This is a genomic window from Enorma phocaeensis (genome assembly GCF_900186505.1).
GTDB lineage: Bacteria > Actinomycetota > Coriobacteriia > Coriobacteriales > Coriobacteriaceae > Enorma > Enorma phocaeensis.
Map to the genome: position 1 here is coordinate 122,796 of NZ_LT891969.1, position 24,376 is coordinate 147,171.

24 protein-coding genes, 3 tRNA genes and 1 riboswitch are annotated in these 24,376 nt (G+C 60.0%); of the genes, 21 read left to right on the forward strand and 6 right to left on the reverse strand.

The genetic code is table 11. The features are described from left to right. Positions 1-70: 70 nt before the first annotated feature. Positions 71-1,450, reverse strand: a complete 1,380-nt coding sequence (gene thiC, locus C1717_RS03480; RefSeq protein ID WP_245859409.1) for a phosphomethylpyrimidine synthase ThiC — start codon at positions 1,448-1,450, stop codon at positions 71-73. Next, positions 1,440-1,556, reverse strand: a riboswitch (TPP riboswitch). Its footprint overlaps the gene before it by 11 nt. 206 nt (positions 1,557-1,762) lie before the next feature. Between thiC and C1717_RS03485 the strand changes: the two genes are divergently transcribed. The 19 genes from C1717_RS03485 (at position 1,763) to C1717_RS10680 (ending at position 20,429) form a co-directional block, all read left to right on the forward strand. Further along, the gene (locus C1717_RS03485; RefSeq protein ID WP_102371867.1) at positions 1,763-2,551 is read left to right on the forward strand and encodes an ADP-ribosylglycohydrolase family protein; all 789 of its coding nucleotides are present in this window, start codon (positions 1,763-1,765) and stop codon (positions 2,549-2,551) included. 106 nt (positions 2,552-2,657) lie between these two features. Continuing rightward, positions 2,658-2,849, forward strand: a complete 192-nt coding sequence (locus C1717_RS03490; RefSeq protein WP_102371868.1) for a hypothetical protein — start codon at positions 2,658-2,660, stop codon at positions 2,847-2,849. A 1,141-nt stretch (positions 2,850-3,990) separates the two neighbouring features. Beyond that, entirely contained in the window at positions 3,991-4,632 is a 642-nt protein-coding gene (locus C1717_RS03500) for an IS3 family transposase (protein WP_102371870.1), read from the forward strand. A 45-nt stretch (positions 4,633-4,677) separates the two neighbouring features. After that, positions 4,678-5,187, forward strand: coding sequence for an ATP-binding protein (locus C1717_RS03505; protein ID WP_102371871.1), 510 nt, complete (start codon positions 4,678-4,680; stop codon positions 5,185-5,187). 355 nt (positions 5,188-5,542) lie between these two features. Beyond that, positions 5,543-6,883, forward strand: coding sequence for an IS3 family transposase (locus C1717_RS03510; protein WP_425430938.1), 1,341 nt, complete (start codon positions 5,543-5,545; stop codon positions 6,881-6,883). 447 nt (positions 6,884-7,330) lie between these two features. Further along, the gene (locus C1717_RS03515) at positions 7,331-9,409 is read left to right on the forward strand and encodes a type I restriction-modification system subunit M (RefSeq protein WP_219722268.1); all 2,079 of its coding nucleotides are present in this window, start codon (positions 7,331-7,333) and stop codon (positions 9,407-9,409) included. Continuing rightward, positions 9,406-10,698 (forward strand): restriction endonuclease subunit S, encoded by a 1,293-nt coding sequence (locus tag C1717_RS03520; RefSeq protein ID WP_102371873.1) that lies wholly within the window; start codon positions 9,406-9,408, stop codon positions 10,696-10,698. Before C1717_RS03515 ends, C1717_RS03520 begins: the two co-directional genes overlap by 4 nt. 9 nt (positions 10,699-10,707) lie before the next feature. After that, entirely contained in the window at positions 10,708-13,713 is a 3,006-nt protein-coding gene (locus tag C1717_RS03525) for a type I restriction endonuclease subunit R (protein ID WP_102371874.1), read from the forward strand. Positions 13,714-13,733: 20 nt separating this feature from the next. After that, complete coding sequence (locus C1717_RS03530) at positions 13,734-14,564, forward strand: GIY-YIG nuclease family protein (RefSeq protein ID WP_102371875.1); 831 nt, start codon at positions 13,734-13,736, stop codon at positions 14,562-14,564. Between the two features lie 190 nt (positions 14,565-14,754). Continuing rightward, on the forward strand, positions 14,755-15,945 hold the full coding sequence (locus tag C1717_RS03535; RefSeq protein ID WP_102371876.1) for an AAA family ATPase: 1,191 nt from the start codon (positions 14,755-14,757) through the stop codon (positions 15,943-15,945). Positions 15,946-15,954: 9 nt separating this feature from the next. Beyond that, a complete protein-coding gene (locus tag C1717_RS03540) occupies positions 15,955-16,536 on the forward strand; it encodes an RloB family protein (protein WP_180965828.1) in 582 nt (193 codons plus the stop codon). Between the two features lie 94 nt (positions 16,537-16,630). Next, positions 16,631-17,023, forward strand: a complete 393-nt coding sequence (locus tag C1717_RS03545) for a hypothetical protein (RefSeq protein ID WP_102371878.1) — start codon at positions 16,631-16,633, stop codon at positions 17,021-17,023. Positions 17,024-17,049: 26 nt separating this feature from the next. Next, the gene (locus C1717_RS03550) at positions 17,050-17,226 is read left to right on the forward strand and encodes a hypothetical protein (RefSeq protein ID WP_245859412.1); all 177 of its coding nucleotides are present in this window, start codon (positions 17,050-17,052) and stop codon (positions 17,224-17,226) included. Between the two features lie 4 nt (positions 17,227-17,230). Continuing rightward, entirely contained in the window at positions 17,231-17,572 is a 342-nt protein-coding gene (locus tag C1717_RS03555; RefSeq protein ID WP_102371879.1) for a hypothetical protein, read from the forward strand. A gap of 50 nt (positions 17,573-17,622) precedes the next feature. Next, entirely contained in the window at positions 17,623-17,898 is a 276-nt protein-coding gene (locus C1717_RS03560) for a putative minor capsid protein (protein WP_245859414.1), read from the forward strand. Next, entirely contained in the window at positions 17,895-18,215 is a 321-nt protein-coding gene (locus tag C1717_RS03565; RefSeq protein ID WP_102371880.1) for a hypothetical protein, read from the forward strand. The genes C1717_RS03560 and C1717_RS03565 overlap by 4 nt, the downstream gene beginning before the upstream one ends. 239 nt (positions 18,216-18,454) lie before the next feature. Next, on the forward strand, positions 18,455-19,168 hold the full coding sequence (locus C1717_RS03575; RefSeq protein ID WP_102371882.1) for a phage distal tail protein: 714 nt from the start codon (positions 18,455-18,457) through the stop codon (positions 19,166-19,168). After that, positions 19,168-19,794: a hypothetical protein gene (locus C1717_RS10675; RefSeq protein ID WP_219722270.1), complete on the forward strand. Its 627-nt coding sequence runs from the start codon at positions 19,168-19,170 to the stop codon at positions 19,792-19,794. The genes C1717_RS03575 and C1717_RS10675 overlap by 1 nt, the downstream gene beginning before the upstream one ends. Next, complete coding sequence (locus C1717_RS10680) at positions 19,710-20,429, forward strand: leucine-rich repeat domain-containing protein (protein ID WP_219722271.1); 720 nt, start codon at positions 19,710-19,712, stop codon at positions 20,427-20,429. The genes C1717_RS10675 and C1717_RS10680 overlap by 85 nt, the downstream gene beginning before the upstream one ends. Before the next feature lie 64 nt (positions 20,430-20,493). Here C1717_RS10680 and C1717_RS03585 read toward each other — a convergent pair whose 3' ends face one another. The 4 genes from C1717_RS03585 to C1717_RS03600 all read right to left on the reverse strand — a co-directional run bounded on the left by C1717_RS03585 (position 20,494) and on the right by C1717_RS03600 (position 22,567). Beyond that, on the reverse strand, positions 20,494-20,913 hold the full coding sequence (locus C1717_RS03585) for a MerR family transcriptional regulator (RefSeq protein ID WP_102371883.1): 420 nt from the start codon (positions 20,911-20,913) through the stop codon (positions 20,494-20,496). Next, entirely contained in the window at positions 20,910-21,221 is a 312-nt protein-coding gene (locus C1717_RS03590; protein WP_102371884.1) for a hypothetical protein, read from the reverse strand. The genes C1717_RS03585 and C1717_RS03590 overlap by 4 nt, the downstream gene beginning before the upstream one ends. Positions 21,222-21,492: 271 nt before the next feature. Beyond that, positions 21,493-21,567: transfer RNA gene (locus tag C1717_RS03595), tRNA-Val, on the reverse strand. A gap of 73 nt (positions 21,568-21,640) precedes the next feature. Continuing rightward, a complete protein-coding gene (locus C1717_RS03600) occupies positions 21,641-22,567 on the reverse strand; it encodes a putative ABC transporter permease (protein ID WP_102371885.1) in 927 nt (308 codons plus the stop codon). A 177-nt stretch (positions 22,568-22,744) separates the two neighbouring features. Between C1717_RS03600 and C1717_RS03605 the strand changes: the two genes are divergently transcribed. Together C1717_RS03605 and C1717_RS03610 are read left to right on the forward strand one after the other, a co-directional pair. Continuing rightward, positions 22,745-22,820 (forward strand) — tRNA-Gly (locus C1717_RS03605). A gap of 41 nt (positions 22,821-22,861) precedes the next feature. Next, positions 22,862-22,935: transfer RNA gene (locus C1717_RS03610), tRNA-Cys, on the forward strand. 112 nt (positions 22,936-23,047) lie between these two features. Here the strand turns inward: C1717_RS03610 and C1717_RS03615 are convergent. Next, on the reverse strand, positions 23,048-24,370 hold the full coding sequence (locus C1717_RS03615; RefSeq protein WP_102371886.1) for an L-cysteine desulfidase family protein: 1,323 nt from the start codon (positions 24,368-24,370) through the stop codon (positions 23,048-23,050). Positions 24,371-24,376: the final 6 nt, after the last annotated feature.

A 24,376-nucleotide genomic window follows, 5' to 3' on the forward strand; every position in this document is an offset into this window, starting at 1 on the left:
GATACCGGAGCGCCGCACGAGGGCGGCATAGCTGCTCGAGCTGTGCCGCTTGGGCAACGTGTGGGAAAGGTTACTGTGCGTCGAGATCGATCGTGGTGCCTTCGAACACCTTGTTCACCGTGCGGACGGCGCACATCTTGCCGCACATGGTGCAGGTTCCCTCGGTAGATGCGGGAGAAGCCTCATAGCGCGCCTTCGAGGTTACGGGGTCGAGGGCGTATTGCCACATCTCGTCCCAGGCCAGGCGCCGGCGCGCATCGCCCATGCGGTTATCGGCCTCTTGCGCGCCGGGCACGCCCTTGGCGATATCGGCAGCGTGGGCGGCGATGCGCGTGGCGATGAGGCCGTCGAGCACGTCTTGCGCATTGGGAAGGCAGAGGTGCTCGGCGGGGGTGACGTAGCACAGGAAGTCGGCTCCGGCGCTCGCGCTGATCGCGCCGCCGATAGCGGCGGTTATGTGGTCGTATCCCACGCCGATATCGGTGACGAGCGGGCCGAGCACGTAGTACGGCGCACCGTGGCACAAGCTCTTCTCCATGCGCACGTTCGCTTCGATCTCGTTGATGGGCATGTGGCCGGGGCCCTCGATCATGACCTGTACGCCGGCGTCCCATGCGCGGCGGGCGAGCTTGCCCAGCTCTATCATCTCGGCCGTTTCCACGGCGTCGTTCGCGTCGTACAGGCAGCCCGGCCGGCACGAGTCGCCCAGCGAGATGGTTACGTCGTACTCGTGGCAGATCGCGAGGATCTCGTCGTAGTACTCGTAAAACGGATTCTCGTTGCCGGTGACCTCCATCCAGCCGAACAGCAACGAGCCGCCGCGGCTCACGATGTTCATGAGGCGTCCGGTCTCTTTGAAGGTCTTGATGACGCTCTTGTTGATGCCGCAGTGGATGGTGAGGAAGTCCACGCCATCTTCCGCATGAGCGCGCGTAACCTCCAAGAGGTCCTCGACGGTGAGCTTGACAAGCGGCTTTTCCATATAGCCGATGGCGTCGTACATGGGGACGGTGCCCACCATGAGCGGGGTCTTTTGGACGAGCTCCTGGCGGAAGAACCTCGTTTTGCCTGAGTTCGAGAGGTCCATGATGGCGTCCGCGCCGAACGCCTCGGCGGTACGGACCTTTTCCCACTCCACGTCCGCGTCGGCGACGTCGCCGGAAATGCCTAGGTTGACATTAACTTTGGTGGAGAGTCCCTCTCCTACGCCGCGTGGCTCGAGTCCGCATGCGAGATGGCGGATGTTCGCCGGGATGGCGATGCGGCCGGCTGCAACACCCGCGCGGATGAACTCGGGGTCGCGCTTCTCGCGCTCGGCGACGGCGAGCATCGCGGGTGTGATCACGCCGGCGCGCGCGAAATCGATCTGCGTGATGCAGGGCGTCCCGTCGGGGCGGACGGGCGCGGTGCCCGGAGATTCGGTTGCGGTGGCAGCTTGCTGCGTATCCATACGCACTCCCTTCGTTGGCATTACCCATATCAGGTTCCGCGGGTCGGGGCGGGCGCGCCCCCTCTCAGCCTGCCGTCCTGTCCTGCAAGCTCCCCGTTATGTTGATGCGCCCTGTGCAAGGCGCCTGTGTTGGATTATAGCGCGGTGGAGTCGCCATGGGGGATCCTCGTGCGGCTTGTTATGAAATCGCAAATCGCGGCACCTCGACTGACGGGCGCATGCCGAAGCTGGGGCGTCCATTCCATGGCGACTCCCATCCGATTTCACGATGGTAAACTTACGAGAAATCGACATCGTGCGAGGAGGGATCCCATGCCGGGCACATTGCGAGATTGCCTATACGGCCAGGCGGTGGCCGATGCTCTCGGCGTGCCTTTCGAGTTCAAGCGCCGGGGCACATTTACGTGCAGCGACATGGTGGGCTATGGGAGCCATGGCCAGCCGGCAGGCACTTGGAGCGACGACACCTCGATGTCGCTGGCCATCTGCGACAGCTATCGCGAGCTGGGGCATCTTGATTGCGAGGATATCCGCGCGCGGTTCTGCGCCTGGTACCGGGATGACGCATACACGGTTGATGGGCTGTTCGACATCGGCGGTGCCACAGCACGCGCGCTCGATCAAGGTCATGGGTGCGCCGGCCCGCGCGACAACGGCAACGGTTCCCTTATGCGCACGGTGCCGCTCGCTTTCACAGACGCTACGGACAGCGAGGTCCGCGCGGTCTCGGCGATTACCCATGCGCACCGCATCTCCACCGAGGCCTGTGTGCGCATGGTGCATATCGCCCGGGCACTTGCTGCCGGCGAGCCGTTCGAGCGCGCTATTCCAGGGTGCGCCGAGCTCTCCGCCCGCGAGTCTTCCCAAGTGCCTTCGACCGGTTTCGTCGAGGATACGTTCAATGCGGCTCTTTGGTGCCTGACGACCACTTCGTCATATGAAGAGTGCGCATGCGCTGCGGTGAATCTAGGCGACGATACCGATACCACAGCGGCTGTCGCCGGCGCCCTTGCGGGAATCGTCTACGGGATCGACGGGATTCCACAGGAATGGCTTGAAAAGCTGCGCGGCAAAGACGTCATCGAGCGATGCCTGTTTTAGCGATTGCTTGCGATGCCCCAGATAGTCCGCGGGGTATCGAATCGATGCATTCAAAGGCGATGCCAGTTCTTGTGGATTGTCGCGAAGCGCCGCGAAGGGGGGATCAATGGAGGACGGGATTTTGATCGATGTCAATCGTTTGCGCATGGCGCTTATCGATGACACGGGTTCGGCGATGTTTGTCGCGTCACCTTGGGCGGTCATGGATCTATCTGATCTTGAGCACGCTTCCGCCAGGGAATTGGTGCACGAGGCGGAGCGTCGCGGCTGGGATTTGCGGCGCTTCGAGATGCGTTAACGGGTAGTGCTAAATCGATATCTCAGGCCGAAGATCGGTTTTCCTTCTCAGTTGAGCTGCGTTACGAGAATGCATAGCACCACCCTTTTTGCCAGCTTTGCCACTTCGAGCGTCTTGGCGGTGGTAGTTTGGCAACATGGGAAGTAATCCGCGTTCTACGTGTTGTAAAACCCCATTTAGATGTATTGCGTCTATGGGGTCTACTCGGCAATCATTCGGAAAACCACCGCCAAGACGCTCGAATGTTGCGACAAGCGGTTTGTGGGGCCTACGGTGACAGCTTTCGCCATGGAGCCGGCGCGGGGTGCAGGGGATGCATTGATACCGCTACCATAAAAATCGGCAGTTAGGCTACCGCATCCCGTCAGTCGCGCTACCGCATTCTCGACATCGGCGCTACCGCGCTTTCGCCAACCGCGCTACCGGAAATATGCTTGCCCCCAACAATGGAGCCGTTGGGAGGAGCACGGTTGGAGAGGAGCGTCATGGGAGAGCTGAATTTGAATCTCCCCCGTTTCCGTTGACGCATCGAGTTCCGTTTGGGCATGATGCCGTAAACGGGGAAGGGGGGCATGGGATGGGGCATCCGTCGCCCAGGCGTCCGGCAGAGCTCGAGCAGCGGGCGGTGAGGCTGCACGGGGAGCGGGGCGGTACCTACGCGGAGACCGCCCGCGAGCCCGGCGTCGACCCGGGGGGCCTGCCGGACTGGGTCAGGAGGGCCGGCGCCGCGCGGGCGCCGGCAGGGGACAGCCCCTTCCAGATGGCGGGGGACCTCCGCGGGCCGAGGCGCGAGGACGAGCGGCTGAGGAGGGGGAACGGGATGCCTTTGAAAGCGAGCGCCCCCTCCGCCGGCAGGCGGCCGTAGGCTCGCAGGCGGAGGGGGCTAAGTCCGCGTTCGTCAAGGCCAGCGAGGGGGCCTGGACGGTCTCCGAGATGTGCTCCGCCCCCGGGGTCACCAGGCAGGGCTACCGCGCATGGAGGAAGCGGCCGCCGAGCGCGCACGACCTGCGCGACGCCGAGCTGGCCGCGGCGATCTCCGAGATATGCACCGCCAGCCGCGGCACCTACGGCGCCCCCAAGGTCTTCGCCGGGCTCGGGCGCTCCGGCGAGCGCGCGTCGCGCAAGCGCCCAGGCGCGCATCATGCGCGAGAGCGGGTGGGCCGGCGCCACCGGGGGCGGCGCCGGGCGCCCGAGGAGCGCGGCCGAACCGGCCGCCCCGCAGGCCAACACCGCGCCCGACCTGGTGCGCCGGGAATTCTGCGTGGACGGCCCGAACCGCGCGTGGTTCGCCGACATCACCTATGTGAGGACCCATCGGGGCTGGATCTACCTGGCGGTCGTCATGGACATATGGTCGCGCAGGATCGTCGGCTGGTCCATGGCGCCGCGCATGGCCGCCGAGCTCGCCGACGACGCGCTCAGGATGGCGATCGCGAGGCGGCGCCCGCCAAGGGGCTGCATCCACCATTCGGACCACGGCTCCCAGCACGCGTCGCTCCTGCTCGGGAAGACGATGCGCGCCGCGGGCATCAGGCCCTCCATGGGCTCGATATCGTCGCCGTGGGACAACGCGGCCACGGAGTCGCTCACGGGGCTCATCAAGGCCGAGCGCGTGCACGCGCGCACCTTCGAGAGCCGAGAGCGGGCGGCGCTCGAGATCTTCGAGTACATCGAGTGCTCCTGCAACAGCGTGCGGATACGCTCCGCGCTGGGGAACCTCAGCCCCGAGGAGTTCGAGCGGGCCAACCGGCCCGGGGAGGGCCGCCGACCGATGGCGGCGTAGGGGTGTAAACGGAATCGGGGTAGATTCAGATTCAACTGGCCGGCGGTGTCGTGGCCCGAGGGCCTCGGGAGAGACGACCTGCCCTCGCTCGCGTTCCTCGAGCGTCGCGAGGACCTGGTGCTGATGGGCGACGTGGGCACGGGCAAGACCCACATGGCGAGCGCGCTGTGCCAGCTCGCGTGCGACAGGAAGATCGAGGCGCGCTTCTTCACCGCCTCCTCGCTCGTCATGCGCCTGCGCCGCGCCCGGGAGGAGGGCAGGCTCGACCGCGAGATGTCGCAGATGGCGCGGGCGCGCCTGCTCGCGATCGACGAGCTGGGGTTCCTGCCGCTCGACGCCGACGGCGCGCGCCTCGTCTTCCAGGTCTTCGCCGACGCCTACGAGAGGCAGAGCGTGGTCATCACCACAAACCTGGAGTTCTCGCGCTGGGGAGGCGTCTTCGGCGACGACCAGATGGCCGCCGCCGTCATCGACCGAGTCGTCCACCACGGCAGGCTCATGCAGTTTAGAGGGGAGTCGTACCGGGTGCGCCATGCGCTCATGAAGGAGGGGTAGCCGCTCGAAAACCACCGCTCGAATCGCATGCCCATGCTGCTCGATTCCTAATGCACATTCGGGACTGCGGTGGGAATCCTGGACCAAGGCGGGACAGGAGGAGAACCGCATGTACAGCCAGGGGCAGAGGAAGCGCGCGATAGAGACCTTCATCAAATTCGACCATAGCTACGCCGACACCGTCGCAGAGTTAGGATATCCGACGAGAGCCTGCCTGCGTAACTGGTGGAACGAGTACAAGAAAACCGGTGAGGTGCCCGAGAGCAAGTTCGCCACCGATCCGAGGTACACCGCAGAGATGAAGCAGCGCGCCGTCGAGCACTACCTCGAGCATGGAAAGAGCCTGGTGAGGACGATGAGGGCGCTGGGATATCCCAAGAGCCGCGAGGTGCTCGGCGACTGGATCGACGAGATAGCGCCCGGGCAGCGCAAGTATAGGGGCCCGAACCCAAAGACGCCGCCGATTCCAATCGAGAAGAAGGTGCAGGTGGTGGCGGAGCTGGAGGCGAGGACTGGGCCCGCCGCGGTGATAGCCGAGCGTCACGGCGTGTCGAGGACCGCACCCTACTTCTGGCGCAGGGAGATGATGGGCGATAATAACGGGGGACCCGAGAAGAAGGGAGAACCCGTGAGCAAGGAGTTCGACGACCTGCCCGATGACATCGAGCAGCTTCAAGATATGCTGCGAGAGGCGAAGATGCAGCTCAGAAAGGTGCAGCTTGAGCTCGACGTACGCCAGGCGACCCTCGAGATAGTAAAAAAAGACCCGGGCGCCGACCCGGACCGCCTGGCCAACGCGGAGAAGGCGGCGATGGTGACGGCGCTGAGGACCAAGTATAAGCTCTGCGAGCTGCTCCCCGTGGTGGGCATGGCCAAGAGCAGCTACGAGTACGCGAGGAACGTGCAGCTCAAAGGCGAGACCGAGGAACACGCGTCCGCCAGGGAGGCGGTAATAGCGGCGTTCGAATCCAGCGGCGGCACCTACGGCTACAGGCGCATCGTCGCCGAGGTCAACGCCGGGTCTGGATCTGAGAGCCGAGTCGGCGAGTGGACCGTGCGTGCCATTATGGCCGAGGAGAACCTGGTCGCATGCGCCGCCAAGAAGAAGCGGCGCTACAGCTCCTACGAGGGCGAGACGTCCGCAGCGCCTCCGAACCTACTGCTAGACGAGCGGGGAAAGCACCACTTCCGCGCCGACAGCCCGAACGAGACATGGATAACGGACGTCACCGAGTTCCGCATCCCCGCCGGCAAGGCCTATCTCTCGCCAATCGTCGACTGTTTCGACGGAATGCCGCTGAGCTGGTCGATCTCCACGTCTCCCGATGCCGAGATGGCGAACTCCTCGCTGCTCGGAGCGTGTGAGTGGCTCGACGAGGGCGACCACCCGGCCGTGCATTCGGATAGAGGCGGTCATTATCGCTGGCCAGGCTGGATAAAGATATGCGAAGAGAACGGCCTGGTCAGATCGATGTCGAGGAAGGGCTGCAGCCCCGACAACGCGAGGTGCGAGGGCTTCTTCGGAAGGCTCAAGGTGGAATTTTTTTACGGACGCGACTGGGATGGGGTTACAATCGAGGAGTTCATCACCATGCTCGACGCGTATCTGAGATGGTATCGTGACATCAGGATCAAGAGCGACCTGGATTACAAGAGCCCCATGCAGTACCGAAGGGATTTGGGACTAGTCGCATAGGATGGATTTGGTCCAGGATTCCCACCGCAGTCCCTTCTGCTCAAATTACTTGACTAAACACAGGCTGCTGTAGGCGCGTATGCGAAGACCGACCGAAGCCGACGGCTGGCCGTACGGGAGACTCCCATGGGCGCGTGGGCTGCGTGTGGCACGAACGGCCCGAGCGCACACCCGGAGCGTGGGCGGCCGGGCTGCGGACAACTCGAGGTTGGTAGCGCACGGCCAGGCCAGCGGCCAGGGATGGCGGCAAAATAAACTCGAGAAGAGCAGACGCGCTTGTTTTGCTGGCTCACCAGCAGCGGATTATCCCGCCTGTGGAATCGCTAGTATAACCCGCCTATTGCCCTCATTCTCATCGATTCTTCTCGCTGGTAAAATGGTTTGGTTATACTTATTGGTTTCTGCTTGCCTCTGCGGCAGCAGTCTGTTATGGGAAGAGCGAGAGCAGTGGCAAGCGCGAGCTCCATCGACGTCAAGCGGCAGGTAGATGCCGTATTCAGCATAGCGAACAGTCTTCGTGGAACATACCAGTCGGACAAGTACAAGGACGTCATCATTCCGATGATTATCATCCGTCGACTGGAATGCGCCATGGCGGATACGCGAGACGCCGTCTGCTCCGCATACGAGAAGAACAAGCACACACCCGATGCGGTTCTACGGAAGATTTCGGGATTCCCGTTCTACAACTACAGCCGCTGGACGCTCGCCAAGCTCTTGGCTGAGCCGCAGTCGCTTGCGCGAAACTTCAAGAGTTATCTTGACTCTTTCTCGCCCAACATCAAGCAGATCATCAGCGACCTCGACTTCAAGAAGCAAATTGACAAGATGGCGAAGGGGGCCAAGCTCACGGGAGTGGTACGCAAATTCGCAGACCTCGACCTCGACCCCGATACCGTGAGCAACGTGGCCATGGGATACATGTTCGAGGAGATCATCCGACGCTTCTCTGAGAACGCTGAGGCTGGTGATCACTACACTCCGCGCGAGATCGTGCGACTCATGGTTCGCCTTGCCCTTGCCGAGGGATGCGACGACCTAACCGAACCTGGCAAGAACATCAATGTGGGGGATTTCGCCTGCGGAACGGGCGGAATGATTTCCTGCGCCCAGGAGAAGCTCGCCGAGATGTGCCCCGATGCGACGGTCTATCTGTACGGTCAGGAGGTCAACCCTGAATCGCATGCCATCTGCCTTGCCGACATGCTCATCAAGGGACAGCGCGAGGACCGCATCAAGCTTGCGGACACCATGAAGGAAGACTGTTTCCCAGGCGAGTTCATGCGCCTGTCGCTCATCAATCCTCCGTTTGGACAGCCGTGGGGCGGCAAAGATGCCTCTCAGGGCGTGGAGAAGGCCGTGGAGAAGGAGCACCTTAAGCCCAACGGGAGATTCCCGGCGGGACTTCCCGCGAAGGGCGACATGCAGCTCCTTTTCATGCAGCACGTAATTTACAAGCTCGATCCGCAATACGGGCGTGCGTGCATCATCTCGAACGGCAGCCCGCTCTTCTCGGGAGGAACGACATCGGGCGAAAGCCAGGTGCGCCGTTGGTTGCTGGAGAACGACTACGTCGAAGCCATCATCGGCATGCCGACCGACCTCTTCTACAACACCGGCATCGGCATCTACATCTGGGTTATCTCACGCAACAAGCGGGCGGAACGTCGCGGCAAGGTGCAACTCATCGATGCAACCGACATTTGGGAGCCGATGAGGCGTTCGCTCGGCAAGAAGCGCAAGTTCATTTCAGAAGAGCAGGCCGAGGAGATCACGGGGCTCTATCACGCCTTCGAGGAAAACGAGCGCAGCCACATTCTCCCCTGCGAAGAGTTCCTTTACAAGGAGTATGCGGTCTACCAGCCTCTTCAGCGAAGCTACTGCATCTGCGACGAGCGCATTGATGCTATGTGCGAAGGGCAGTTCATGCGCGCCATGCACGACCCTGCGAAGATGGAAGAACTGCGACTCATCGACGAGGCGGATCGCAAGGACAAGGAAGCAAAACTTCTAGCCGATCTCGAAGCGGCCGAGCCGGTCTTCGAACAGATGGTGCAGATTCTACGTGACAACGTGAGTGATGAAGTTTGGTACGACCACAAGGCGTTTGAGGCACACCTGAAAACGCTCTTTGCTGACGTGCCGGACTATCGAAAGGGCGAAACGTCCGCCCAGCGCAAGGCCGTCATAGAGAAGGTCATGTTTGCCCTCTCGGTCATCGACAAGGAGGCGCCGCTTCGGTACAAGCGCGATGGCAGCGTCGAGTACGATCCGGCGACCAAGGACACAGAGATTGTCCGCCTGGCTGAGCCCGTCGAAGACTACTTTGCTCGCGAGGTTTACCCGTACGTGCCTGACGCCCAATGGTTTGACGAGGAAACGCCCAAGGTCATACGGACTGGAGCGGAGTTTCCGTTCACGCGCTATTTCTACCAGTACGAAGCACCACGACCGTCCGAGGAGCTACTTGACGAGTTCCTGCAGCTGGAAGACGAGCTTGAAGAGCTGGTTGGTGAGCTGAAGTGAGTGAGCGGAAGAAACTATGGTCGGGCGATGTCCCTGAAACTTGGAAGGTGGCGCCGCTCAAGCATTGTATTGCGTTCCGCTCCGACTCGCTTTCGGAAGGTACCAATCCGGATTACTGGTTTCGTTATGTGGACATAGGCTCGGTGACCGCAAGTAGTGGCATCACTGGTTATGCGGAAATGGCATTTCGCGATGCGCCCTCCCGGGCGCGTAAACGTGTGCGACGCGGCGACACAATTGTCTCAACGGTAAGAACATACCTGAAGGCCATCGCACGCATTGAGGATGATGAAGACGTCATTGTGTCCACGGGTTTTGCCGTGCTTGATCCTTGCGAATTTGATTCCTTATATCTTACGTTCCTGATGAGCAGCGACTTGGTTTGCGAAGAAATCAAGCGACGGTCCTGGGGTATAGCCTACCCAGCCATTTCAGAGACATCGATGAGTTCAATCGTTGTGCCAATACCGCCACTTTTAGAGCAGCAACTGATTGCTGGCTACCTGCGAAGGGCCTGCACGAAACTCGATAGTGCTTGCTCGGTGCTAGAACGGCAACTACAAACTCTCGACGACTACCGAAAGTCCCTGATTCAGGAGGCGGTCACCAAAGGGCTTAATCCCAATGCAGAGATGAAGTCAAGCGGAATCGATATCGTCGGCGCTATTCCTGCGCATTGGTCAACAAGTAAGTTAAGGCACGTATGTACGCGAATATTCGATGGACCGTTCGGTTCAAACTTGACAGGTGACGATTATTCAGACGAAGGCGTTCGAGTTGTTAGGTTAGAGAACCTCAAATACCTCGAGTTCGATGACTCAAAACAATCATTTGTATCCGAAGATAAGTATCGAAGCATTTCTGCTCACACCGTTTATCCAGACGATCTAATATTGGCTACGTTTGTCGAAGACGACATTAGCGTATGTAAGCTTCCCGAATACATCGGTTATGCAGTTAATAAGTCCGACTGCGTTGGCTTGAGACTCAAAGGCGCTGTAAGCCAGGATTACCTTCACTACTACCTATCATCAAACTCCGTATGGCAGTTCCTTTGCTCGCAGCTCCACGGCGCGACTCGAGGAAGGGTTAACACGACACAGATAAAGCAAATTCCTGTTGTATTGCCCCCATTCAACGAACAAGCTGCGATAGTTGAGCATCTTAATTCCAGGATGGTCACGATTGACCGTCTTATCATCGGCAAGCGCAAGCAACTCGAAACCCTTCGTGCCCAGCGCCAGTCTCTCATCTACGAATACGTTACCGGTAAGCGCCGCGTTGTTTAGGATGCGCCCATGACTGTACAGAACCCACTTACCGAGAAAGACTTCCAGCAGCTCGTTTATGACGGGCTGGAAATGAATGGCTACATCAAACGCGGCAACTTCGAGTTTGATGCCAAGCGCGCGATGGACCCCGGCATGCTCATGGCGTTCATCGAGGACACGCAGCCCGAGACGTTCGAGAAGCTCTGGAACCTGTTCGACGGCGACATCGAAGAGGGCATCTTTAATCGCGTCGCCACCGATATTGGCAGGCGTGGACTCATCCGCGTGTTGTGGGACGGTGTCGACTTCGATGGCGTAGCCACGCTTGATCTCGTGTATCCGAAGCCGTCTGCCGTATTCGACCCCAATGCTGTCAGGCTCTTCGAGGAGAACGACCTCTCGGTGATGCAGGAGGTCTGGCACAAGGAAGACGAGCGGATTGATCTCGTAATCTTTCTGAACGGCCTGGCGATATTCACTATCGAGTTGAAATGTAACTCTGCCGGAACCAGTTGGGACTATCGCGAGGCAATACGCCAGTACAAGGAGGATCGCGATTGCACAACGAGGCTGCTCGACAGCAAGGCAGGCGCTCTCGCGCACTTTGCCGTAGACCTGAACGAGGTCTACGTATGCACCGAGCTGAGAGGCAAAGAATCGTCGTTCCTGCCGTTCAACAAGGGCTATAACGAGGGTGGCGATGCTCATGCGACCGGCCCTGGTAATCCGCCGAACCCGCGAGGGCCAAGGTCGGCGTATCTCTGGGAGGAAGTTCTTACCAAGGACTCCGTCTTCAACCTCATCTACGACTTTATCTACATGGCGACCAAGCGCAACAAGCAGGGCAAGAAGATTGGCGAGACGCGCATCTTCCCGCGCTATCAGCAGCTTCGCGCCGTTCAGAAGGTTGTCGATGACATCTCGCACAACGCTACCGCACGAAACTACCTGATAGAGCATAGTGCAGGCTCGGGAAAGACCAATACCATCGCATGGCTATCGCATAAGCTGGCGGCAACGTATCTGCCGGGCACCGATTCACCGCTGTTCGACAAGGTGGTCATCGTGACGGACCGTCGGGTCGTCGACAAGCAGCTCCAGGATACCGTGCTCGATACGGCTAAGGAATCCGCCATCGTGTGCGTAATGGACAAGGGTAAGACCTCGGCCGACCTCGGGCGTGCGTTGCATAAAAGCTATCGCATCATCGTGACGACCATGCAGAAGTTCCTGCATCTTGAGCCGGGCACCTTCGAGGGCGAGGGCAGTCACTTTGCCGTGCTCATCGACGAGGCCCATGGATCAACTTCAGGCAAGACGATGCAGGCCGTGAACAGCACGCTCGCAGAGGGCATCGAAGAGGATTCGTCGCTCGACGAGCTCTCCGCATTCGTCGCAAATGACATCGCACGTTCTGGCAAGCAGCCGAATGTCACGCTCATCGGCTTCACTGCGACACCGACCGGCAAGACGCTGCAGCAGTTTGGGCAAACCGACGCATCTGGCCAAAAGGTGGCGTTCGATCTGTACTCCATGAAACAGGCCATCGAGGAGAGATTCATCCTGGATGTGACCTCGAACTACGTGACCTACGATTCGTATTGCAGGGTCGTGAAGGCGATTGATGACGATCCCGAGCTGGAATCTAAGGCCGCAAAGCGACAGCTGGCGCGCCTCATCTCGGTCGCACCGGGAACCATCGAGGGCAACCTTTCCGTGATGGTCGACCATTTCGCATCAACGGTTGCCATGACACTTGGTGGCAAGGCGAAGGCGATGGTGGTGACCGCTGGACGCGAGGAAGCCGTACGCTACTACCTCGCCTACGAGGGGATGCGGAGGGCCCACATGCAGACTATGGGCTCGTACCGCGCCCTCGTGGCGTTCACTGGCTCTGTTTCTGTTGACGGGACGGATTACACGGAGGTCGGCATCAACGGTTTCGCCGAGGAGAAGCTGCCCGACTATTTCGATACCGATGACTACCGCATACTGTTCGTCGCCGACAAGTACCAGACGGGCTTCGATCAGAATCTCCTTGCGGCAATGTATGTGGACAAGCGGCTATCGGGCATCACCTGCGTGCAGACGCTTTCGAGGCTCAACCGTATCTGCCCGCCATACGAGAAGCGCACCTTCGTGCTCGATTTCCGAAACAGCTACGATGACGTGAGGAAATCGTTCGCCCCTTATTACGAGGACACGTTGCTCACCGAGCCACTGGCCATCGACGATGTGAGGGAGACCGAGCGCAGGCTCCTCGGCTATGGCATCCTCGACCTCGATGACGTCGAAGAGTTCAACACGCTGCTCGCGAAGGCTCATCGGACCAACAGCGAGAAGGGCCGCATGTGGGCGCTACTCGACACTGCCGCCACGCTGGTCAGGGCTATGGAGGAGGACGAGGCAGACGAGGTCAGGCGCGTCATCAGGAACTTCATCAAGCAGTACGGATTCCTTCTGCAGGCTGCGCCGTTCGTGAACAAGAACATGCACATGGAGTACAACTTCTGCGTGTCGCTCATTCGCGAGATTGACTCCGGTCATGGTGGTGGGAACGATTTCAACATCGCCGATAAAGTCTCGCTCGAAGACTTCACGGTCGAGAAGTCGGGCGAACACGTTGGTGTCCCACTTGAGCCCGAGCCTGAGGTTCATATCCCGAAGGGAACGGGCACCGGTCTTGCCGAGGACCAGTACGAGAAGCTTTCGCGCATTATTGAGGAGTGGAATGCCAGATTCGGGTTGACGCTCGATCCCGTGGTGCATGCGGGGTCGCTTGTCTCGTTGCTTGACACGCTCCGCGCCGATCCGAAGGTGCAGCAAAGTGCGAGGGTCAACACTGCCCGCGACTTCCGCAACACGGTGGATGACCGCGCTGAGGACGCGTTGGTCAAAGACTACGACCAGGACAACGAGTGGTATGGCTTCCTCTTGAACAACGAGGAGGCTCGCAGGCAGCTGGTTCATGCGTTTGTCGATGACGTGTATCGGAGCCTGCACGGCGCTGGCGATAACTCGCCGCAGGAATAGAATCTGATAAGGGGCGCAATATGGCACGACTGAAGACCATGACGACGCAGTTCATCGACGGTGAGCCCAACGGGGTACGCATCTGCCGCTGCACGCTTTCCACCATGACCACGGTCTTCGTGCCTCGGCCGTTGCTCTCGCGCGCCAAGCAGATAGCCGATTTGCCTATGCGCGGCATCTACTACCTCATCAACGACGAGGACGGAGCCATCTCTCGTCTGTACGTTGGGCAAACCAAGCAGGGCATCGCACGGCTCGACGACCATAACGCCAAAAAGGACTTCTGGAACAAGGCGATACTGTTCCTCTCAGATGACATCCAGTCGTTCTCGCTCGATAACGTAAGCGCGCTTGAGAAGTATGCCATCGAGCAAGCGACCGCATCGAAGCGGTACACCGTAGAGAACAAGGTGGACCCGCGCTACGTGATCGACCAGTACCAGAAGCCCACCGTCGAGCAGATCTACGAGGAGATCGCTTTCGTGATGGGTACGTTCGGCTACCAGATCGAGGACAGCGACGACGCGTTAGCGGACGTGAAGCTGTTCTACACTTCGCGGCGCGGCGTGCGCGCGCGTGGTGTGTATACGGGCGACACGTTCGATGTGCTTGAGGGCTCTCCCGTTGACCTGAAGGTGAGACCTAAGCTCGACCGCTACGAGAAGCTTCGGCAGGAGCTGCTGGCGTCTGGCGACCTGGTCCAGGACGGCGATGGCGGACGACTGGTGAAGACAGTTTCGTTCTCTACGCCCAGCGGCGCTGCTGACTTCGTGTTGGGCGGGTCCAACAACGGGTGGATCGAGTGGAAAGACGGCGACAAGCAGACGCTGGATGCGCTGTATAGGAAGTAGCTAGTCTGCGGTATTCGGGAATCTCGCACTACAAGCCATCGGCTCTCTATCCGAACAACGCATCTCTGTCAGTGACACTAAATCTCATTCTGAAATGAATGAGTAAGGTCGCTTTTCGAAGAAAACTTGCAAAACCACTCGAAACTCATTATAATGGAGACTCCATTTTGAAGGGAAGGGAGTGCTGGGCATGTATAGGTTGCTATCGTTCACCATCGAGAACTTCCGATCGTTCTGCACCGCCCAGACCATTTCGCTCGACGGAGGTGACAAGCACTCGGTGACGGCCGTTTTCGGACCGAACGCGGGTGGCAAGTCCAACATCGCGCGCGCCCTATCGACCTTTGTTGCCTGCGTGCGAAACTCGTCGGAGGCAAATTGGAGGTTGCCCTACGAACCGTTTCTTCTCAAGGCAGGCATGGATGCCAGACCCACGTCTTTCTCAATAGAGTTTCTTCGCGATGGAAGGCGCTACGACTATACCTTCTCCTACCTGTTCAACAGAGTCGTCCGTGAGGAGTTGAAGGAAGAGTCCGCTCGTACGGGTCGGATGAACAAGGTGTTCGAGCGCACGGAGGAGGGACTCAACCCCTATGCGCGTCAGTTTGGCTTCGGTAAGAGGCTACTTGACCGCACGCGCGCGGAAACGCTGCTTGTGACCAAGGGCCGCGAGGACAACAACGAATACTCGAATATAATCTTCGACCTCTTAGACCATGTTACCGTGATTTCACCAAGTGCGGATCCGCTCGGCCCCCTCTTCGTCGACATGCTCAAGAACGATGTCGAACTGCGCAGAAAGACACTTGAGCTGCTCCGCAGCTGCGACTTTGCCATCCGCGACATCAAGTTCTCTGACGTGATGCTGCCCGAGGAGTTCTTCGACCAAATGCCCGTGCAACTTCCTCCCGATTTGAAGCGCGCCATCATGGAGAAAGGGTCAACGGCGTTCACCACTGTGCATGCGTTGCGAGACGATGATCGCTCGATTGTCGGTTACCGCGAGCTGGATTTCTGGAACCAAGAGTCTATGGGAACGCAGAAGTTCTTTGAGGTTGCGGTTCCCATCATTGATGCGCTCGAGAACGGGAAGGCGATCTTCATTGACGAGTATGGATCGTTCATCCACCCGACGCTCTCCGGGGCAATCCTTGCTCTTTTTGAGGGCAGGAAAGACAACGGGGCGTACATGATGCTCACGACCCATGACACAACGCTGCTCAGGGACCTTGACCGTAGCGAGATCGTGCTGGTCGAGAAGAACCATGCAGAGGAGTCGCTGATTACGAGCTTGGCATCTCTGGGAGTAAGAGACGGAGAGGCGTTCGAAAAGAGATACCTCTCCGGTATGTACGGCGCCATTCCCATCATCGAGCGGTAGGTGATGCGCATGATGATGCCGCCACTGCTCGTATGCTGCGAGGGAAAGACCGAGCAGAAGTACTTCCAAATCCTCCAACGCATTTACCGTCTCCCAGGGGCGAGGATATCGATCGTCGGCGAGAAGGGTCAGCACATGGCGCTCATCGAACGTACCGTCGAGGAGAGGGAGCAATTCTGCGCTAAGCAGGGATTCCGGCCTGACGAGGTGGAGTGCTGGGCGGTGTGCGATGATGACAACATGCCTTGGTCGTACAAGGAGCTGCTCGAGTACGCCAAGAAGAACAACGTGCATCTAGCGTTCTCGAGGCCACAATTCGAAGCCTACCTGTTGCAGCATTTCGAGCAGTCTGGCGAGTCCCACCAGAAGGTTCTTTACGAGAAGCTCGGTGCATACAAGACGGGCTTTGACGGAGCCGGCTACGACGAGAGCACCAAGGGCGATTTGGAATGGCTCAGGGAGGCCATCGACCAAAAGCCGAAGATTGTTGACACGGCAATTATCAACTCAAATCAAAGGAAGAAGCAGTCAGGGAAGGTATTTTTGACCGTACAGGCGCTTGTCGAGTGGATGCGCAAGTATAGGCGCTAGAAACAAGTACCTGTTGCTTATACAAGTTTGTGACGGCCCTTTAGCCTTGTAGCAGGTTAAGGGGCCGAATTCTTTGTCGGCCACGATACGAAAGGTGGCTGACACGGCCGGTGATAACCATGGCGACAAGACGCAGGAAGAGCCGCAAGCCCAGGAAGACCTCGGGCAGCAGCAGGCGGCGCAAGACAAGCCGCAGGTGAGTGGCAAGGACTGGGGGAAGGCCGTCGCCGAGCGCGACGAGAAGATCGCGGCGCTTGAGGCGCAGGTGGCCGAGGCTGCCAAGAATGCCGAAGCCGCCGAGCGACTGCGTGGCGAGATTGCGGAGCTGAAGGCCCAGGGCGAGTCCGATCGCATCGACTTCAGGCTGCAGCTCGCGGGCGTGCGCAACGTGAAGGCCGCGCGTGCGATTCTGGCAGACCACGGCGGCGACGAATACACGACCGTGGCGCCCCCACCAAGAGCGGGCTCGCGAGCTACTACGAGCTGAAGGGCGCAGGTGCCGACATCAACTTCATGGTCGTCGAGAAGTCGGCCGTGATCAAGTACGACAAGCACGTTGCTTCGCGCGTGTTCAGCCCCGACGAGCTGGAGGCGCTGGACTCCTACATGCTGAAATACCGCAAGTACGGCATCGTGAGCGTGCTGGAGAACAAGCTCGACGGCGTGTACGTGAGCGCGAGCACGGAGTAGCCCCGTGGCAGTAGCGGTGACATACCAGTTCTATAAGGACGTTTACGGGGGCGGTCTTTCTGAGGCCGCCTTCGGGCTTGCGCTGCCTGCGGCGTCGCGGCATGTTCGGTGGCTGGTGGGCGGACGCGAGCCTGGCGAAGACGAGCTCGATGCCTACCGGCGGGCCGTGTGTGCGGCCGTGGACGCCTTCGCGGAGTTCGGCGAGGGACAAGTCGGTGGCTTTGCGCTCGGTGACTTTAAGGTGACGCACTACGAGGACGATGGCACGACCGGCGAGGAGATCGCTACTGCCAATGCGTTGAAGGAGCTCGTCGGCACGTTGCTCGCGTTCTGCGGGGTGCGATGATGCGGGGTCTTCGGCCTATACCGCTGCGGCTGCTGGCCGAGGACGCCGTGGTGAGGGTGCCAGACGGCGCAGGCGGCTATGCCGAGGGCGTGGCCGTGTCGCACGTGCGGTTCGCGCGGACGCAGAGCGTCGTGGATGATGGGCACAGGAGCGCCGACGCTGGTGCCGGGAAGGTCTACATCGACGCGCTGAACAGCGGTTGCGTTTTCGAGGTTCCAGCTGGTTCGCGCATCGACATCGGCGGGCACTCCTACTACGTGGCCGAGGTGAAGCGGTGCGAGGACTTCAACGGGCATGTGCACCACTGGGAGCTGGTAGTGAGATGAGCTGCGCGGATTCGATTGCAAAAATGCTGGCAGACGCCCACTTCTCATGTTACTTCTCAAAAGTTTTGCCGTCGACGCTGGACTGTCCCGAGCCGATTGTCGTGCTCGAGGGCGCGTTCGAGCGGGAATCGCGGACGGCCGAGGAGGAGCGCGGTACTGTCTTGGTGACCGTGTTGGTGGTTCGCGAAGCCGCGGCTTACGCGGAGGACGTTGCTGTTGCCGCCGAGCAAGCCGTGAGGCGGACCGACTGGGGAACCATACGCAGATTCAGGTCATTACCGCATTGTGGGCATCGACACTACGGCGCCATCGTTTAAGGAGCGGGATTCGAGCGGGCGGTACGTGTGGTCCTTCTCGGTCGAATGCACGGTGGTGAGGGCATTATGAGAAAGACGGAGCGGGATTTCAGCGGGACGGCCGAGCGAGAACGCGACGTGCGCCAGCCGATGGCCGATGAGAAGCCCAGAGACGCACCTACGAGCCGTGTTTCCGTCGACGCCTACTCGCTGGCCAGTCAACGCCGCGCGATTGCCTACGGGCGCGCGAGGGGGCGCTCATGAGGTCGATAGCGTTCAACGGGTTGGACTTCTCCGACTTCTGCAGCGCGGAGGTCGTTGAGAAGGTCGCATTGCCGATCGCCGTGAAAACGATGGATGTGCCGGGACGTGCGGGCACGTTGCTCGTTTCCGGGCGCATTCCGCCCAGGCTCGTGCGGGTGCGGCTGTTCATTGATACGGGGTTCAGGCCCGGGGCTAACGGGCTGGCGGACATCAGGCATAGGGTCTACGCGGGACTGTGCTGTACGGCTGGTGGTACGCTGCGGTTGCCGGACGAGCCGGAGTACGAGTACCGCGATGCAGTGTGTACCGATGCTGGTGCGTGGTCGTCGCTCTTCGAGGACGGCAACGGCGAGCTTACTTTCGCGCTGCTCGATCCCGTGGCCTATGGACGGGAACGCTCAGAGATTGGCGAGACGTTCGAGGTCGGCGGAACATGGCCCACTTGGCCGAAGTTCGAGCTGACAGCGTCTGCGGGCTCTGCGGTGCAGGTTGGCTATGGTAGTGCGTCTGTTCGCGTCGAGCATGTTTTCTCGGGCGACGAAGCTATAGTCATTAACTGCGAGAGCGAGGGCGTGACGATTGATGGAGTCGACGCGCGTGCGGACGTAACGCTGAGCAGCGATTTCTTCTCCCTTGTTCCTGGTGATGTGACGTTGCGATTCTCAGGTTGCTCCGCCCATGCGACCGCCTTCTTCGAAAGGTGGCTGTGATGGCGGGTGCCGTGCCTACGATCTTCTGGTTCGACCGTTTCGACGAACGTATCGGCATCCTGCCCGTCGTGGGCGAGCTGATCCACACCGAGGAGCAGAACGGCGAGAGCACGCTCTACGCGCCGGGCGACATGGCAGCCTCCATCCTGGCGCTCGAATGGGACGTGGGCTACAAGATCCGCGCCTTGCTCCTGGACGACGGCACGCTGGAGATCAACTACTACGAGCGGCGCACCTCCGTCACCGGCGGGCGCATCGTGCAGGTCTTCGAGATCGACCCGGCGGGCTACTCGTCCGCGAGCGCACGCTCCTACGACTCGATAAAGCTACTGGTGAAGAAGGTCTACATCGACAGCACCATCGGGAGCCTGGGCCTGACGAACTGCAACTACTGGTTCAACGCGTTCTCGAACTGCACCGAGGTGAGGGGCTTCGAGAACCTGTCCGGCATGACGAGCGCGAACCAGATGTTCACGAGCTGCGGGAGCCTGGAGACGATCTACGCCACGAGCTACAGCAACTCGGGCTCTCGGGCTTGCTCATGTTCAACAGCTGCAACCGCCTGGTTGGCGGCACGGACGGCTTCGTGCCCTCAACGACGAGCGGGGCTTCCGTGTGCAAGCTAGGCGCGGGCGGCGTTCTGACCGACCCCAACGACGACCGGCGCACCTGGTTCTGGGCGCACTACTATGCGGACGGCGAGGGTGTGCTCACGGCCACCTCGACACCCGACGCCACGCGCGAGCTCGTCGCGTCCGGGCGGATCTGCGCCATCGGCAAGTACGTGGGACTGGGCTTCACGCCCTGGGACGGCGTCACCGGCCCGACGCACCGCCAGCATCTTACGAGCGCGACGTTCGCGGCGGACATGGCGACGTTCTCGTATCTGAACCTGAACTACCTGTTCTACTCGTGCACCAACCTGGCGAGTGTGGGCGGCTTGGGCAACCTCTCGGGCGTGCGCTCGATGCGCTACACGTTCAGCTCCTGCGCCTTCGCGACGATCGACTTCCGTGGGTTCGACCCGTCGACGCTCACGGACCTTTTCTACACGCTCTCGGGGTGCAGCAGGCTCACGACCATCCTGGCCGATGCAAGCTGGGCGCTGCCGACGAGCGGGATCACGGGCTCGCAGTGCTTCTACTCATGTTCGGCTTCTCTTGTTGGCGGCAACGGCACCGCATGGGCCAGTAACAAGACGGCGTACACGTACTTCCGCATCGACACGGCGAGCACGCCGGGGTACATCACGGTGTTATAAGGAATCTGAGAAAAGAGGGCGCACGGCCTAACCGAGAGCCATGCGCCTTTATGCCTGCCCTTAACTAACCGACCTTCCCGCTCTGTACATCAAAGATAGCCATGAACTTCTGTTTGGGCACGTACCAGCGATTGTTCTCCAGCTTAACAGCTGGAAGCGCCTGGTTCTTGAACATCGTGCGCACACGGCCGATGCTTAGACCAGTAATCTCCGCTATGTGCTTCGCAGTAAGCATGACGGGATAATCTGCGAGGTAGTCTGATGGCCGCGTTTGAATCTTGCCAGCCTCGACGTCATCTCGCGTGGTTGAGCATACATATGGCGGCCTGACAGCATAAGAGCCGTCTTCCCGCCTGATAACGCGATAACCGACCGCCTCAAGGGCTTCTACTGCGCTCTCAAGCCCCATTCGCTTGCGCTCGAGCAGGCGCTCAGCCGCCTGGGCACGGGCGTCATCGACGTTCGCAGGCTCACGGGCCGTCATCGTGCATCCTCTCCCACAAGCTGTGCCGGAGAGTCTGGCATTTCACCAAGCAACAGGTCTTTCCAGAACTCCTCCGACTCGCAGCCAGACGAGCACAACATGTCTAGGAGTTTGACCCGAAACTCCGGAGGCAGCGACTCAAAATCGGCCTTCATGGCGTCCTCAATCGCCTTGCTCGTGGACTCCATCTGCTCGCAGATCTCGCGCTTCTCGTCCAAGCTGAAACTCTCGGGGCTTCCCAGGCAGACGTCGGCCCTGAAATAGGCCATGGCCTCGTCCTCGATGAGTTCTTGCATGTTCTCAATCATCTTTGCGGCTCCTCTCCAAACTGCGACTTCCCGGACACCATGGCCCGTCCTGGGGGACACCACGCAGGACACCAAGCGCAACGTGGACACCATGGCCCCGACTTCAGGGTTGTTGATTCAGTCTGTCGATTGTTTGGTCAGATAACCGGCCGAAAGAGGAAAACACCCGACTTTTGACGAGACTCCCGTTTTTGGTGTCCTATTTGGTGTCCCGTTTAGTGTCCTAAACAAAAGCAGGTAGACGGTTTATGCCATCTACCTGCGTCTTTCGTGGTGGGCGTTACAAGATTTGAACTTGTGACCTCTTCCGTGTCAGGGAAGCGCTCTCCCCCTGAGCTAAACGCCCTTGTGCTTTTCAGCGATAGCTATACTACCATGACCGCGCCCGCTCGCCAACAACAATTTTCGAACTTTCAAATCTATGAGGTTCTTGGCTGCTTATCGCGTGAGAAGTTGAGGTTCTCGAATGTGTCTTCGATGAAGCGATCGTCGAAGTGCCGGTCGATGTATTCCTCGAATACGTTCTGCGGCGGTACGCCTTCTTGCCGTTTGCCCGAGCGGTAGAAGCACATGACGGTCATCATGATATCGAGAGCGATGAAGATGCTCAGCAGCGTGACGAGCACGACCTGCCTGCGCCTGGTGGGCTCGCCGATGCGGTAGAGCAATTCGGGCATGATGGCCTTGCACCATACGATGCCGAGCAACCCCCATGCGATAAGGAAGCGCCATGCCACCCATTGGGTGATGTGATCGGGGAAGTGCAGGTATGACCAAGACCACGCATGCATCACGGTCTGCATGCTCCAACCCGCAATCTGCTCGAGCAGTCCGCCGAGGGCTGCGGAGATGAGGAAGATCATCCATGCGGGCTGGTCGCGCAGGCGCCAGAGAACAACGGTTAGGAGCACGGCCCCGCATCCGTAAAGCGGGGAGAACGGGCCCCAGACGAGACCGACGCGGCTCTCCAGCACGCCGTAGAGGACGTACATCCAAACGGTTTCGAGCAAAAGCCCAAGCACCGAGGCGATGAGGAATAGCAATATATATTGGTAGAAGCCGGGTCTGTGGTCGTTGAGGAAGTCGTTGCGAAGCTCGATGCGCGCGGCGCGAATGACCCGGCGCTGCTCCTTGGAGATCTTCGGCCTGAGCTTGTGGCGTCCGAAGCGCTTCGTTTCCGTCCAGATCGCATCCTCGTAGACGCCTGCATCGATGCGGCCCTGTTTGAGCATGCGCTTGAACGCCTTGCCTGAGCCACGCCAGTCTTGGTACCAAGAGACCGCTCCGCGTATGAGTCGCACGATGAGGAACAGCGCAACGATTGCGATAGATATGGTGAAAAGCAAAGGTCTTCCAATCGAGAAGGGGCGGTGCGTACGTGAGATGTTGAGGTTGTGAAGAGGGATTCTGGCTCTTTACCAGCGGGAATTCCCTCGTTGGACCTCATCCATTGTACCCAAGGAATTATTTTTAAAAACAGGCTTGCACTCGGTAGGGTTCTCGCGTATATTATCTACCTGCAAGCGGACATGGCTCAGTTGGTAGAGCACAACCTTGCCAAGGTTGGGGTCGCGGGTTCGAGCCCCGTTGTCCGCTCCATCGCATGTCAAAGGCCGGATGCAAGTTCGGCCTTTTTCATCGGCGACGTGGCCAAGTGGTAAGGCAGAGGCCTGCAAAGCCTTTACCCCCAGTTCGAATCTGGGCGTCGCCTCCATAAACAATCGCTGGTAGAAGATTATTCTTCTACCAGCTTTTTCTTTTTTCGGATGCGGGCTCTCGATATGTGCCGAATGCGCGTCGAGCTTTCCTCGCGATCACGGATGCCGCTAGGCATCTACATCCGTTTTCCCGATCATGATGTTCAGAATCTCCACATCCGTGGGCTTCATGCCCACGCGACCCACGTAACCCATGCTTGCGATGGTCTCTTCTATGGTCTCTTGCACCAAGCCTTCACCGGCGTGGAAGCTTCGCCCCGCCATGGCCATGTCGTGTCCCAGTATCGCCGCGTCGACCGCAGCGGAGATCTTGGCGGCGCAGCTCGACTTGGCCCCATCGCACACGATGCCGCCCACATTCGCCAGGGTGTTGACGATCGTCGCGCCGATCTGCTCAAGGGAGCCTCCAGACATCCACGTGATGGCCGCGCCGGCACCGCAGGCGGCGCAGACCGCGCCGCAAAATGCTGAAAGAGCGCCGATATAGCTCTTAACATGGATCGAGACCAAGTCAGACAGGGCGAGGGCGCGTAGAAGGCGCTCCTCCTCAACTTCGAGCTTCTGGGCGTATTCCATGACCGGCAGGCTTGCTGTGATTCCCTGGTTGCCGGAGCCACAGACAATGACCACGGGAAGAGCGCAGCCGCTCATGCGCGCGTCGGAACCCGCTGCCGCCCGCGCGCGTGCACGGCACGAGGCGTCATCTGGGTAGGACGCGAGAATCGTGCGGCCAACCTCTGCTCCCCAGGGATGGGCAAGGCCCTCTCGAGAGATGGCGTCGTTGAGCGTCATCTGCCGGGTGAGGGCATCGCGCGCCGCGGTGATATCGCCGCTATCGGCGAACTCGACGATTCCCTTGAGCGAGAGCTGGGCGTCCTCATGGGCGCGTTCGGTAAAGTCGCATGCCTGAGCGGCGGCTTCGATCGATCCCTCGATCGCCTTGCCGTCGAGTGCACGGTACACGACATCGGTATGGTGCTCGGCGATCACAACGGTAGCCTCGTGCCCGCCAGCGGTGGCGACTACTTGAATATAGAGGTTGGGGACGCCTTCGGCGAGTGTCACCTGTGCGAAACCCGGCTGGGCCAGGCGCTCGCGCGCTCGCGCGCGGTCACGATCGGTGAGATTCTCGAGCACTTCGAGGGCGCTGTCTGCATCGCCTCCCATGCAGCCCAGTGCAGCTGCGGCTTCGATGCCGCGCATGCCGCCTGAGTTGGGGACCGTGACGCTCTTCACGTTCTTGATGATGTTGCCCGAGCAAGAGAGCTCGAGATGATCGGGCTCGCTGCCGAGCGTCTCGCGTGCGAGCGCTGCTGCATAGGCAACGGCGATCGGCTCGGTGCAGCCGAGTGCGCAGACGAGCTCACGGTTGAGAATCCCGCAGAAGAGCTCGTCGCGGGCGATGGGGGAGAGTTCGGACTCGCTAGGCATGAATGC